This window comes from Pseudomonas sp. MF4836, assembly GCF_002018875.1.
Taxonomy (GTDB): domain Bacteria; phylum Pseudomonadota; class Gammaproteobacteria; order Pseudomonadales; family Pseudomonadaceae; genus Aquipseudomonas.
The window spans coordinates 350265-362684 of sequence record NZ_MVOL01000005.1; the positions used below are offsets into that span (position 1 = coordinate 350265).

The 12420-nt window shown below is 61.9% G+C and carries 9 protein-coding genes; 3 read left to right on the plus strand and 6 right to left on the minus strand.

The window, feature by feature from the left end; genetic code table 11:
- Positions 1 to 5 precede the first annotated feature (5 nt).
- Entirely contained in the window at positions 6 to 1340 is a 1335-nt protein-coding gene (locus tag MF4836_RS14305) for a dicarboxylate/amino acid:cation symporter (protein ID WP_020295640.1), read from the minus strand.
- 334 nt (positions 1341 to 1674) lie between these two features.
- On the opposite strand from MF4836_RS14305, the gene MF4836_RS14315 reads away from it, so the two are divergent.
- Positions 1675 to 2673, plus strand: coding sequence for an AraC family transcriptional regulator (locus tag MF4836_RS14315; protein ID WP_078470827.1), 999 nt, complete (start codon positions 1675 to 1677; stop codon positions 2671 to 2673).
- 10 nt (positions 2674 to 2683) lie between these two features.
- Here MF4836_RS14315 and MF4836_RS14320 read toward each other — a convergent pair whose 3' ends face one another.
- The 3 genes from MF4836_RS14320 to MF4836_RS14330 all read right to left on the minus strand — a co-directional run bounded on the left by MF4836_RS14320 (position 2684) and on the right by MF4836_RS14330 (position 5429).
- On the minus strand, positions 2684 to 4030 hold the full coding sequence (locus tag MF4836_RS14320; RefSeq protein WP_078470828.1) for an ATP-binding protein: 1347 nt from the start codon (positions 4028 to 4030) through the stop codon (positions 2684 to 2686).
- A complete protein-coding gene (locus MF4836_RS14325; protein WP_020295644.1) occupies positions 4027 to 4704 on the minus strand; it encodes a response regulator in 678 nt (225 codons plus the stop codon). Before MF4836_RS14325 ends, MF4836_RS14320 begins: the two co-directional genes overlap by 4 nt.
- Before the next feature lie 122 nt (positions 4705 to 4826).
- Positions 4827 to 5429 (minus strand): outer membrane beta-barrel protein, encoded by a 603-nt coding sequence (locus tag MF4836_RS14330; RefSeq protein WP_020295645.1) that lies wholly within the window; start codon positions 5427 to 5429, stop codon positions 4827 to 4829.
- Positions 5430 to 5674: 245 nt separating this feature from the next.
- On the opposite strand from MF4836_RS14330, the gene MF4836_RS14335 reads away from it, so the two are divergent.
- A complete protein-coding gene (locus MF4836_RS14335) occupies positions 5675 to 6400 on the plus strand; it encodes a 4'-phosphopantetheinyl transferase family protein (protein ID WP_078470829.1) in 726 nt (241 codons plus the stop codon).
- 42 nt (positions 6401 to 6442) lie between these two features.
- Here MF4836_RS14335 and MF4836_RS14340 read toward each other — a convergent pair whose 3' ends face one another.
- On the minus strand, positions 6443 to 8056 hold the full coding sequence (locus MF4836_RS14340) for an ATP-binding protein (RefSeq protein WP_078470830.1): 1614 nt from the start codon (positions 8054 to 8056) through the stop codon (positions 6443 to 6445).
- Positions 8053 to 8778, minus strand: a complete 726-nt coding sequence (locus MF4836_RS14345; RefSeq protein WP_020295648.1) for a response regulator — start codon at positions 8776 to 8778, stop codon at positions 8053 to 8055. Before MF4836_RS14345 ends, MF4836_RS14340 begins: the two co-directional genes overlap by 4 nt.
- A gap of 735 nt (positions 8779 to 9513) precedes the next feature.
- On the opposite strand from MF4836_RS14345, the gene MF4836_RS14350 reads away from it, so the two are divergent.
- Positions 9514 to 12405 (plus strand): ribonucleoside-diphosphate reductase subunit alpha, encoded by a 2892-nt coding sequence (locus MF4836_RS14350; RefSeq protein WP_020295649.1) that lies wholly within the window; start codon positions 9514 to 9516, stop codon positions 12403 to 12405.
- Positions 12406 to 12420 lie beyond the last annotated feature (15 nt).

Sequence of the window (12420 nt, forward strand, 5' to 3'; positions counted from 1 at the left end):
ACAGCTTATTTGAGGATGCTTGGCGCCGGGCCTTCGGCCACGCCCAGGTCATCTTCTTCACGGGTGTCGGAGATACCACGACCACCGGAAGCCAGCTCGACCTGCAGCTTGTCTTCGTCCAGTTCCTTGACCCACTTGGCAACCACCAGGGTGGCCACGGCGTTACCCACCAGGTTGGTCAGGGCACGGGCTTCGGACATGAAGCGGTCGATACCCAGGATCAGTGCCAGACCGGCCACCGGCAGGTGACCGACCGCCGACAGGGTGGCCGCCAACACGATGAAGCCACTACCGGTCACGCCCGCAGCACCTTTGGAGGACAGCAGCAGCACCAGCAGCAGAGTGATCTGGTGCGTGATGTCCATGTGGGTGTCGGTCGCCTGGGCGATAAACACGGCCGCCATGGTCAGGTAGATCGACGTGCCGTCGAGGTTGAAGGAATAACCGGTCGGGATCACCAGGCCGACTACCGACTTCTTGGCACCCAGGCGTTCCATTTTGATCAGCATGCGCGGCAGAGCCGATTCGGACGAGGAAGTACCCAGTACGATCAGCAGTTCTTCACGGATGTAGCGGATCAGTTTCAGCACGCTGAAACCGTGAGCGCGGCAGATGGCGCCCAGTACCACCACCACGAACAGCACGCAGGTGATGTAGAAGCAGATCATCAGTTGACCCAACTGCACCAGCGAGCCGACACCGTAGGCACCGATGGTGAAGGCCATGGCGCCCAGGGCACCAATTGGCGCGAGCTTCATGATCATGTTGATGATGTTGAACATCACGTGGGCGAAGCGATCGATGAAGTCCAGCACCGGCTTGCCGTAGGCACCCAGGCGATGCAGGGCGAAACCGAAGATCACCGAGAACATCAGCACTTGCAGGATGTCGCCATTGGCGAAAGCGCCGACGATGGTGTTGGGGATCACGTTGAGCAGGAAGCCGACGATGCTCTGGTCAGCACCGGCCGTCACGTAGGCAGCGACTTTCGAAGCGTCGAGGGTAGCGACGTCGATGTGCATGCCGGCGCCCGGCTGAACGACGTTGACCACGACCAGACCGATCAGCAGCGCGATGGTGGAGACGATTTCGAAGTACAGCAGCGCGTAGCCGCCGGTCTTGCCGACCGATTTCATGCTCTGCATGCCGGCGATACCGCTGACAACGGTGCAGAAGATGATCGGGGCGATGACCATTTTGATCAGTTTGATGAACCCGTCACCCAGCGGCTTCAAGGCGACGCCGGTCTGCGGGTAGAAGTGACCGAGCAGGATGCCGATGGCGATGGCAACGATCACCTGGAAATACAGGGATTTGTACAGTGGCTGACGAGTCGTCATTGCAAAGTTCCTCAAAAGCCCCGGTGAACATCATCCATCGATGCACACGACGCCTAAAGTGCGAACCCTCCTGCACTGGAGGGATTTGTTTTGTCGAGCTGCGCGCAGGCATCTCTATCGGCCTTATCGCAAAGCCCGTGCCACCTTGTTGAAAATGCCCTGGAGGCCTTTAGACATCAGGGTCACAACCCAACACTCGGATTCTTGGCCGGGGCTCGACATGGCGGATTTCCGCCCATTGCCCCTCGCTCGTCCTACAATTTGGCGGATATCCGCCTTGTCCGACCTACGCCCGCTGACTACCATCCGCCACTCAATGGACGGATCAGCCCGCATGCGCGAACGCACCATCGCCAGTCATTTCGCCCGTGCCGCTCTTGGCGGCGCGCGTCGGCGTGGCCATGACTGCTCGGCGCTGCTGCAACAGGTGGGCATCAGCGCCGAACTGCTCAACGAGCCCAGGGCACGCATCGCCCCCGAGCAGTTCAGCGGCTTGCTGCAATTGCTCTGGCAAGCGCTGGATGATGAATACCTGGGGTTCGCGCCCGAACCGAGCAAGCGCGGCACCTTCGCCATGATGTGCCATGCGCTGATTCATTGCCGGACCCTGGGGAAGGCGCTCAATCGCGGCTTATTATTTTATAGCCTATTCCCGCAGGCCCCGCGCCTGAGCCTCAGTCGTGAAGGCGAGATGACCCGCCTGAGCCTGGACGACAGTCAACTGCGGGACCCGGATCACTTCCTCAGCGAAAGCCTGCTGGTGATCTGGCATCGCCTCGGCAGTTGGCTGGTCGGCCAACGGATTCGCCTGGAGCAGGCGACCTTCAGCTACCCCCGGCCCGGGCACGGTGCCGAATACGACCTGTTGTTCCCCTGCCCCCTGGTGTTTGGCGCCGAGCACAGTAGCCTGCTGTTCCACAGCCGCTACCTGGACCTGCCATTGCTGCAGGACGAACGGACCCTCAAGCATTTTCTTGAACGCTCGCCGGCCGACCTGCTGTCGCGGCCGGACCCTGGCGACAGCCTGAGCAGCCAGCTACGCCGCCTGCTCAGTCGCGACAGCGAGCACTGGCCAGACCTGGAAAGCGTGGCCCGGCAACTGCACATCAGCCCCCAGACCCTGCGCCGGCACCTGCGTGAAGAAGGGTCGAGTTTTCAGGAGTTGAAGGATCAGTTGCGGCGCGATATCGCCATCTATCACCTGGGGCGGGCCGACCTGTCGTTGCAACAGATCGCCGAGCAGCTGGGGTTTTCCGAGCCCTCGGCCTTTCATCGGGCCTTCAAGAAGTGGACCGGCCTGACCCCGGGCGCCTACCGCGCCCAGGAGCATTGAGCCCACGGCCTCAAATAATCGGGAAGTGAATCCGGAATGCCGCGCCCCCCAGGGAGGAATCCCCCAGCGTCAGCTGCGCGCCGTAGCTGTCGATGATGTCCTTGACCACCGCCAGGCCAATCCCCTGCCCCGGATGCTGGCGGTCCAGGCGTTCGCCACGTTGCAAAATCCGCGCACGCTGGTCCGGTGGTACGCCGGGGCCATCATCCTCGACACAGAGTTCGGCCCCGTCGAGGGTTTCGCGCACGCTGATGCGCACCTGGCTCAGGCACAGGCGGTAGGCGTTCTCCAGCAGGTTGCCGAGCATTTCCAGCAGGGCACCGTGCTCGATCGGCACATAACACTGCTCCGGCAGGTCGAAAGAGACCCGTACCTGCTTGTCGCGGTACACCTTGTCCAGGGTGTCGCACAGGCTCTTAAGCACCGGACGCAACCTGACCTGGTGCCGCACCAGGCCGCTTTTACGCAGGCTGGCGCGCTGTAGCTGATAGCTGATCTGCTGGCTCATGCGCTCGATCTGGCTTTGCAGGACCCAGGCCTGGTCGCGGTCCTGAGGACGCTGGGCCATGTCTTCACTGACCCCCTGCAGTACCGCCAGCGGGGTTTTCAGGCTGTGGGCCAGGTCATCCAGCGAGTCGCGGTATCGGCTGCGCTGCTCGCGCTCGCTGTGCAACAAACGGTTCAACGAGCCGGTGAGCCGCAGCAGCTCGCGCGGGTGTTCTTCGCTGAGGCTTTCGCGGGTGCCGCTTTCGATCTGGTCCAGCTCCTGGCTCAAGCGACGCAAGGCCTGCAGGCCCCAGGTCAGGCCGAGCCAGAGCAATGCCAGCAACACCAGCAACGCCGCGCCGAAACCCAGGTAGAGGTTTTCCCGCACGCCTTCCAGGGTCAGCTGGTACTCACGCACCGGCTGCAAGGCGACGATACTGAAGGCCGCACTTTTACCGCCCAGCAGCTTGACCTCGACGTCGTAGACGAAGAACTCCTGGCCATCGGCTTCGCGGATTCTGGCGAATTCGTTGCCACGCCCGTCATAGCGCGGCTTGTAGTTGATGCTCTCTTCCTGGGTCGCTTTCGAGCGCCACACCAGGTGCCCTTCGCGATCATAGATGTAGCCGAGCAAACGGCTGTCGGTGAGGTTGAAACGCTCGTCCGGCAATTGCATCGGCATCTGCAGGTGATTGCCTTCGACCCGCGCCGCCGAGATCAAGGTGGTCACGTCGGAGGCCAGGCGCTGCTCGATGGAGTCCTGCAGCGCCAGGCTGAACGCGCCTTGCATGGCCGGCAGCAATGCCAGCATGAACAGCACCGCCAGGGTGGTGGCGGCCAGCATCAGGCGCAAGCGCAGCGATCGAATCATCGGCAGCGCTCATTGAACAAGTAGCCCAGGCCACGCACGGTCTCGATCGGCTTGAAGCCCGACGGCGCCTCCAGCTTGCGCCGCAAGCGCCCAACCAGCACTTCGATCACGTTTGGATCGCGCTCGTCGTCGTCCGGGTACAACTGCTCCATCAACCGATCCTTGGCCACCACCTGCTGGTGATGACGCATCAGGTATTCGAGAATCCGGTACTCATAGGCGGTCAGCGCCAGCGGCTGCTCATCCAGGGATGCCTGCTTGCGATTGAGGTCGAGCAGCAGCGGCCCGGCGATGATGGTCGACTGGGTAAAGCCACTGGAACGGCGCAGCAAGGCGTTCAAGCGCGCATCCAGCTCTTCGAACTGGAAGGGCTTGACCACATAGTCGTCTGCGCCGGCTGCCAGCCCTTCGACCTTGTCCTGCCAGTTGCCGCGAGCGGTCAGGATCAGGATCGGGAACGTCTTGCCACGGGCGCGTAACTGGCGAATCAGGTCCAGGCCACCCATGCCCGGCAGCCCCAGGTCGATCACCGCCAGATCGTGATTGAACTGCTCGCTCTGATACAGCGCCTCTTCGGCGTTGGCCACGGATTCGACCACATGACCACTGTCCGTGAGCCGGGTTTGCAGGTGATGGCGCAGCAGCGCCTCATCCTCAACGACCAGCAGTTTCATAAAGCTCTCCCAGGCAAAATTTCCACAACTCCAAAGGGCGTTCAGGCCCCCTGATTACTCATACGGCAACGCCGGATCTGCCTTTGGGCCAGATCCGGCGTCAGTCAAAACCAAGGTACGTGTCAGAACGCGTAGTTGGCCGACAGGTAGGTCTGGGCGCTGCTATCCAGGTTCAGCGAACCCTGCTTGCTGCCGCCGCGCTCGCTCATTTCGGTGCTGGCGTTGCTGCGCAGGTAACGATAACCCAGCTCAACCGAGGTGTTCTGCGAAACTTGCTGCAGCACACCGGCCTGTACGCCGACCGCATAACCGATGTCGCTGTCACGGCTGAAGCCTGGCGATTCCTGGGTCATTTTGACCAGGCCGGCGGTGGCACCACCGAACAATTTGGTGCTGCTGGTCACTGGCAGGAACATATCGTAGCTGCCCAGCAGATTTTGCTGACGCAGTTTAATGCCATTGTGCGAGCCCGAAACATATTCATAAGTGGCGTAGTAGCGGGCCTGGTCATTCAACTGGCCGAAGCGCACACCGAAGGTGCTGTCCTTGGCAATCACACCATCGGAATCCGGGTGGCCGAGGTTGTTGTTGAGCAGGCTGGACTTGCTGACCTTGTCGCTGGTGAGGCCGTAGCTCAGACCGGCGAAGTTGCTGTCAGCGGCTTGGGCAGCGGCGCTGGCGCCGAGAACAGTGAAGGCCAGGATCATCTTTTTGATAGAAGTCATTAGGGAATTTCCTCATTCGCTATGTGCTTTTTGGGTACGGAGCTAGGTTAACCACCGCCCCCTGAACTCCCCCTGAACACACTCTGAACCTGGCCTGAACCGAATCCACCCTGCTGTTTTTTCAGCTATTTTTCGCAAAACAGCGGCAATGAGTCATCAGACGCCACACGGGCGCCGCAGCTTACAAAGGCGCCCTCAACCCCCGGGGCTACCCCGCAACCGCGCAACCCGGCAAAATGCCGGGCATGAATTCTCTCCCCGCCCTGCCCGCCTGCTGCACCCCACTCGACGCCCACTGGCCGCTGCCCCAGGCGCTGGCCAATAGCGTCCTGCTCAGCACCCACTTCAATCCCGCGCAACTGGCGGCGGACGACTTCCAGCGCTGCGCCATCGAGCCGCCGGCGAGCATTCAGCGCTCGGTCGCCAAGCGCCAGGCCGAGTTCCTTGCCGGGCGCCTGTGTGCCCGCGCCGCCCTGCAACGCCTGGAAGGTCTGGACTGCACCCCGCCCATCGGGGACGACCGGGCACCGGTATGGCCGGCCCACATCTGCGGCTCGATCACCCACAGCACCGGCCGGGCAGCGGCCATCGTGGCGCGCAAGGAGCACTGGCGCGGCCTGGGCATGGACCTGGAGAACCTGCTGGATGCCGAGCGTGCACGGCGCCTGGCGGGCGAGATCCTTACCGCGCCGGAATTGCAGCGCATGGCCGCCGGCCCCAGCGAGCATCTGGCGCTGTGGGTGACCCTGACCTTTTCAGTGAAGGAAAGCCTGTTCAAGGCGCTGTACCCGATCGTCCAGCAGCGCTTCTATTTCGAACATGCCGAAGTGCTGGAGTGGACCGAGGCCGGCCAGGTGCGCCTGCGCCTGTTGCAAGACCTGTCCAGCGAGTGGCGCAACGGCACGCAACTGGACGCGCAGTTTGCACTGCAGGATGGGCAGTTGCTGAGCCTGGTCAGCATTCCCGGTTGAGACGCCCACAAGCCCCTAGCCCCGGGCCTGAGGTCTGGAGCTTCAGGGCTTCTCTTCTTGATGGCGTGGCCAGCTCAGGCTGAAACAGGCGCCGCCCAGGCTCTTGCTGCGCCCGATCAGCGCGCGGCCGTCGTGCCAGTGAATGATCCGCCGCACAATCGACAGGCCCAGGCCATGCCCACCGGAGGCCCGGGTACGACTGTCGTCCAGCCGCAGAAAGGGGGTGAAGATCCGCTCCCAGGCGCTTTCCGGAACCCCGGGGCCATCGTCTTCAACGTCCACCCGACACCGCACCTGCCCGACCTGATAGCTGATGGTCACCTGGGATTCAGCGTGGCGCATGGCGTTGCTCACCAGGTTCTGCAAGGCCCGATGCAGGTAGCGCGGCTCGGCCTCGACCCAGGCGTCATCACAATTGGCGGCCGACAGGCACAACCCGCGCTGGACCTTGACCTCGGCCCGCAGCGGCGCCAGTTCGCTGATCACCTGGCTGACCAGGGCATCAAGGTCGATGCGCTGGAAGTTCAGCGCCGGCGAACCCTGCTCCAGGCGCGCATACGTGAGCATCTCATCCACCAGGCGGTCCAGGTCCTGGATATCGCTGTCCATGCCCTCCATGTACTTTTCCCGTGCCACAGGGGTGGTGGCCGAGCCGATCATTTCCAGGCCAAAGCGCAGGCGTGCCACCGGCGTGCGCAACTCGTGAGACACCGCCCGCACCAGCTCACGCTGGATCGCCAGCAGACGCTGCAAGTGCTCGGCCATGCCGTTGAACGCGGCGGCCAGGCGCCCGATCGAGTCGGCGCCGCGGGCGGGAACCCTGGTTTCCAGGCTGCCCTTGGCGATGCGCGTCGCCGCTGACTCCAGCCCGCGCAGGCGCCGCTCCAGCTGACGCACCAGGAGATAGACGATCAAGCCGATCAGGCTCAGGCCCAGGACGGCGATCAGCACCAGCCATTCGGGCGGATAGGGGTTCATCTGATACAGCGGGCCGATTTCCAAGACCCAGGGCGTGCCAACCATGCCGGCAAACACCCGGATCGAATCGCCCCCCTTGCCCAACGCCATCACGGTATCGCCCTCGGCGACGCGGCGGCGCTGGTCTTCGTCCATGTCGGCCTGTTCAAGGATCACCAGGTGCATATCGAAACCAAAACCCTTGGCTTCCTTCAAGTCCGCCAGGCGTTGCGGTTGCTCGGCGACCGGGTAGCGCACCAGTTCGTCGGCCAGCAGGTAGATAGTCGCGCGCGCCAATTGCTCGCTGATCTGCTGCACCTCGCCGGTCAGTAGCAGTTGTTCCTTGTCGCTGACCAACCGGTAGACCCGCGCCGCGTGTGGCCCGGTCTGCTCCACCAGGGCCTGGCCCCGCAGCACGCGGCTGCGCTGGCCGCTGTCGAGGCTGGTCTGGGCGAATGTCTGCAAGGCCAGGGGAATCCCCAGGAGACGCTCCCACAACGCCAGGACGCGCCGACGCTCGATCTCGCTCATCGGCTGCAGGTTATCGGCCATCAGCGAAAACGTGCCATGGGCCAGGCGCTCGCGATACTGCTCGCTGCGCACATTATTAAGCAGGTGCAGGGCCAGCACGCCAAGCAGCGCCACCAGGATCAGGGCGGCGCACATGCCGCCGTAGATCCGCAGGAAGATCGAGTTCACAGCGGCATATCGGCGGCGGCTTCAGGGACAAACAGGTAGCCCTTGCTGCGGATGGTCTTGATCAGGCGCGGGTGCTCCGGATCGTCGCCGATCTTGGGGCGAATGCGCGAGATGCGCACATCGATCGAGCGGTCCTGGCCGTCGTAGCCGATGCCACGCAGGGCGGTAAAGATTTCTTCGCGGGACAGAATGCGCCCGGCGTTGGCCACCAATAGCCAGAGCAGGTCGAACTCGGCACTGGTCAATTCGATCCCCGCCTCGTTCAGCCAGGCTTCGCGCAGCGCACTGTCGACCACCAGCGGGCCGAACTGCAGGCGTCGCTGCTTCTCCGGGACCGCCGCTTCCGGCGCCTCGCTGCGCCGCAGCAGGGCCTGGATCCGCGCCAGCAGCAGCCGCGGGCGCACGGGTTTGCAGACATAATCGTCGGCGCCCAGGTCCAGGCCCATGACCTGGTCCATGTCGTCGGAACGCGCGGTGAGCATCAGGATCGGCCCGTCATAGCGGTGGCGCACCTTGCGGCAGATGCTCAAGCCGTCTTCGCCGGGCAGCATCAGGTCGAGAATCACCAGATCCGGCTGCTCGTTGATGATCCGCGCCGCCGCCAGCGCACCGTTGCCTTCTATGGCCACCTGCAGGCCGTTGCTCTCCAGGTACTCACGGGTCAACTCGGCCAGACGCTGGTCGTCCTCAACAATCAATACCTGCCAGGCTTCTTGCTCCACGGGTGACCTCTTCTTGCCAAGAACATATTCAGGAAGGATCCACCCGTCTTTTTGTAATGTTTGAGGTGGATAAGACTGCTTAAAGCGCGGCCGATTGTAGCAATGGCCAGGCAGGTGAACACAAGGAGGCAAATCGGTTCGGACAGCGGCCTTTTTTGTGATAGGGTTCGCGCCCGCAAAAATCCGCCCAGGACAGTTTCCGGCGGTAAAAAACAGTGACAAACGGTTTGATCCAGGCCTACTGCGGTCTGCATGAGGTTTGCGGCTTTCATACACAATTTACGCACAACCTTATCCACAGGCTGTACATTGCATTCACCCCCAAAAACGCATTATCTTGTAGCCCGGCGCAAAAAAAACCCTACATCTAGGGTTTTGCGCAAAAAACCAAACACAAATCAGACAAGAAACTCAAGCCCTTTTCTTGCCCAAGTTTGGTGAACCAATCGCTTTTTTAGAAGACCAAGACCGCGCGTGCGGATGGCTACTGTTTTCCAACCTGCCACAGGGGAAAACGGTACGGGTGTTGCAGTCACAGACTGTCATCCATCAGGAACAGGTGCTTGAGCCAAAAGCTCGGGACCCAAGACTTCGGCATGGAAGCGGCGCCAACAGCCCCCTTCCTGAACTGTCCCGAAGTGGTTATGCCCGGCCCATGCCGGTTGTAGTGCTTCAGGACGGAACGGTGGGCACCGTGATGGTGCCCAAACAAACATAGAGAACGTGGAGACACCCATGCAAACCGACACAACTCGCGAGAACCCGCAGGGCACCGCGCCGCAGGCCGCTGATTCAAATCTGGATCTGTCCGCCACCGCGCCCGGCCAACTGCGCGTGATCAAGCGTAACGGCACTGTCGTTCCTTACACCGATGACAAAATCACCGTCGCTATCACCAAAGCGTTTCTTGCAGTTGAAGGCGGCAATGCTGCCGCTTCGTCGCGAATCCACGACACCGTGGCCCGCCTGACCGAACAGGTCACCGCGACCTTCAAGCGCCGCATGCCATCGGGCGGCACCATCCACATCGAAGAAATCCAGGACCAGGTCGAACTGGCCCTGATGCGTGCCGGCGAGCAGAAAGTGGCCCGCGACTATGTGATCTACCGCGACTCGCGCGCCAAAGAGCGCGCCGTGCGTTCCACCAGCGAAGAGCCGGTGCAGGCTCACCCATCGATCCGCATCACCCGTGCCGATGGCAGCATGGCGCCGCTCGACATGGGCCGCCTGAACACCATCGTCAGCGAAGCCTGCGAAGGCCTGGAAGAAGTCGACGGCGACCTGATCCAGCGCGAAACCCTGAAGAACCTCTACGACGGCGTGGCCCTCAAGGACGTCAACACCGCCCTGGTGATGACCGCCCGTACCCTGGTCGAGCGTGAGCCGAACTACTCCTTCGTGACCGCTCGCCTGCTGATGGACACCCTGCGTGCCGAAGGCCTGAGCTTCCTCGAAGTAGCCGAAAGCGCCACTCACCACGAGATGGTCGACCTGTATGCCAAGGCACTGCCTTCCTACATCGCCAAGGGCATTCAATTTGAATTGCTGAACCCGGTCCTGGCCGAGTTCGACCTGGAAAAACTCGGCAAGGCCATCAACCACGAGCGCGACCAGCAGTTCACCTACCTGGGCCTGCAAACCCTGTACGACCGTTACTTCATCCACAAGGATGGCGTGCGTTTCGAACTGCCGCAGATCTTCTTCATGCGCGTGGCCATGGGCCTGGCGATCGAAGAGAAACAACGCGAAGACCGCGCCATCGAGTTCTACAACCTGTTGTCGTCCTTCGACTACATGGCTTCGACCCCGACCCTGTTCAACGCCGGCACCCTGCGTCCACAGCTGTCGAGCTGCTACCTGACCACCGTGCCGGACGACCTGTCGGGCATCTACCACGCGATCCACGACAACGCCATGCTGTCTAAATTCGCCGGTGGCCTGGGCAACGACTGGACTCCGGTGCGCGCACTGGGTTCGTACATCAAGGGCACCAACGGCAAATCCCAAGGCGTGGTTCCGTTCCTCAAAGTAGTGAACGACACCGCCGTTGCCGTAAACCAGGGTGGCAAGCGCAAAGGCGCTGTCTGTGCCTACCTGGAAACCTGGCACATGGACATCGAAGAGTTCATCGAGCTGCGCAAGAACACCGGTGATGACCGTCGTCGTACCCACGACATGAACACCGCCAACTGGATCCCTGACCTGTTCATGAAGCGCGTCTTCGATGATGGCCCGTGGACCCTGTTCTCGCCGTCCGAAGTGCCGGACCTGCACGACCTGACCGGCAAGGCCTTCGAAGAGCGTTACGAGTACTACGAAGCCCTGTCCCAGTACCCAGGCAAGATCAAGCTGTTCAAGACCATCCAGGCCAAAGACCTGTGGCGCAAAATGCTGTCCATGCTGTTTGAAACCGGCCACCCATGGCTGACCTTCAAGGACCCGTGCAACCTGCGCAGCCCGCAGCAGCACGTGGGCGTGGTCCACAGCTCGAACCTGTGCACCGAGATCACCTTGAACACCAACAAGGACGAGATCGCCGTTTGCAACCTGGGCTCGATCAACCTGCCGAACCACATCACCAACGGCAAGCTGGACACCGCCAAGCTGGCACGCACCGTGAACACCGCCGTACGCATGCTCGATAACGTGATCGACATCAACTACTACTCGGTGCCACAGGCGCAGAACTCCAACTTCAAGCACCGTCCAGTGGGCCTGGGCATCATGGGCTTCCAGGACGCGCTGTACCTGCAGCACATTCCTTACGGTTCGGATGCTGCGGTCGAGTTCGCCGACAAGTCCATGGAAGCGGTCAGCTACTACGCGATCCAGGCTTCCTGCGACCTGGCCGACGAGCGCGGCGCCTACGAGACGTTCCAGGGTTCGCTGTGGTCCAAGGGCATCCTGCCGCTGGATTCGCAACAGATCCTGATCGAGCAACGTGGCCAGAAGTACATCGATGTCGACCTGAACGAATCCCTGGACTGGGCACCGGTTCGTGCCCGTGTGCAGAAAGGCATTCGCAACTCCAACATCATGGCCATCGCACCGACCGCCACCATCGCCAACATCACCGGCGTATCGCAGTCGATCGAACCGACCTACCAGAACCTGTATGTGAAATCGAACCTGTCGGGCGAATTCACCGTGATCAACCCGTACCTGGTTCGCGACCTGAAAGCCCGCGGCCTGTGGGACTCGGTCATGATCAACGACCTGAAGTACTACGACGGTTCGGTGCAGCAGATCGAGCGCATCCCGCAAGAACTCAAAGAGCTCTACGCGACGGCCTTCGAAGTGGACACCAAGTGGATCGTTGACGCCGCCAGCCGTCGTCAGAAGTGGATCGACCAGGCTCAGTCCCTGAACCTGTACATCGCCGGCGCTTCGGGCAAGAAGCTCGACGTGACCTACCGCATGGCTTGGTACCGTGGCCTGAAAACCACTTACTACCTCCGTGCCCTGGCCGCGACCAGCACCGAGAAGTCCACCATCAGCACCAGCAAGTTGAACGCTGTTTCCAGCGGCAACCACGGTGATGACTCGGTCCTGGCCGCTCCAGCAGGTCCCGCTCCAGTGCCGAAGGCTTGCGCCATCGACGAGCCGGATTGCGAAGCCTGCCAATAAGCTGAACCTTTGAGC

What these genes read in the sequence shown, in the direction of transcription:
- MF4836_RS14305 (WP_020295640.1), bottom strand. Translation starts at nt 1,340, where the DNA reads ATGACGACTCGTCAGCCACTGTACAAATCCCTGTATTTCCAGGTGATC.
- MF4836_RS14315 (WP_078470827.1), top strand. Translation starts at nt 1,675, where the DNA reads ATGCGCGAACGCACCATCGCCAGTCATTTCGCCCGTGCCGCTCTTGGC.
- MF4836_RS14320 (WP_078470828.1), bottom strand. Translation starts at nt 4,030, where the DNA reads ATGATTCGATCGCTGCGCTTGCGCCTGATGCTGGCCGCCACCACCCTG.
- MF4836_RS14325 (WP_020295644.1), bottom strand. Translation starts at nt 4,704, where the DNA reads ATGAAACTGCTGGTCGTTGAGGATGAGGCGCTGCTGCGCCATCACCTG.
- MF4836_RS14330 (WP_020295645.1), bottom strand. Translation starts at nt 5,429, where the DNA reads ATGACTTCTATCAAAAAGATGATCCTGGCCTTCACTGTTCTCGGCGCC.
- MF4836_RS14335 (WP_078470829.1), top strand. Translation starts at nt 5,675, where the DNA reads ATGAATTCTCTCCCCGCCCTGCCCGCCTGCTGCACCCCACTCGACGCC.
- MF4836_RS14350 (WP_020295649.1), top strand. Translation starts at nt 9,514, where the DNA reads ATGCAAACCGACACAACTCGCGAGAACCCGCAGGGCACCGCGCCGCAG.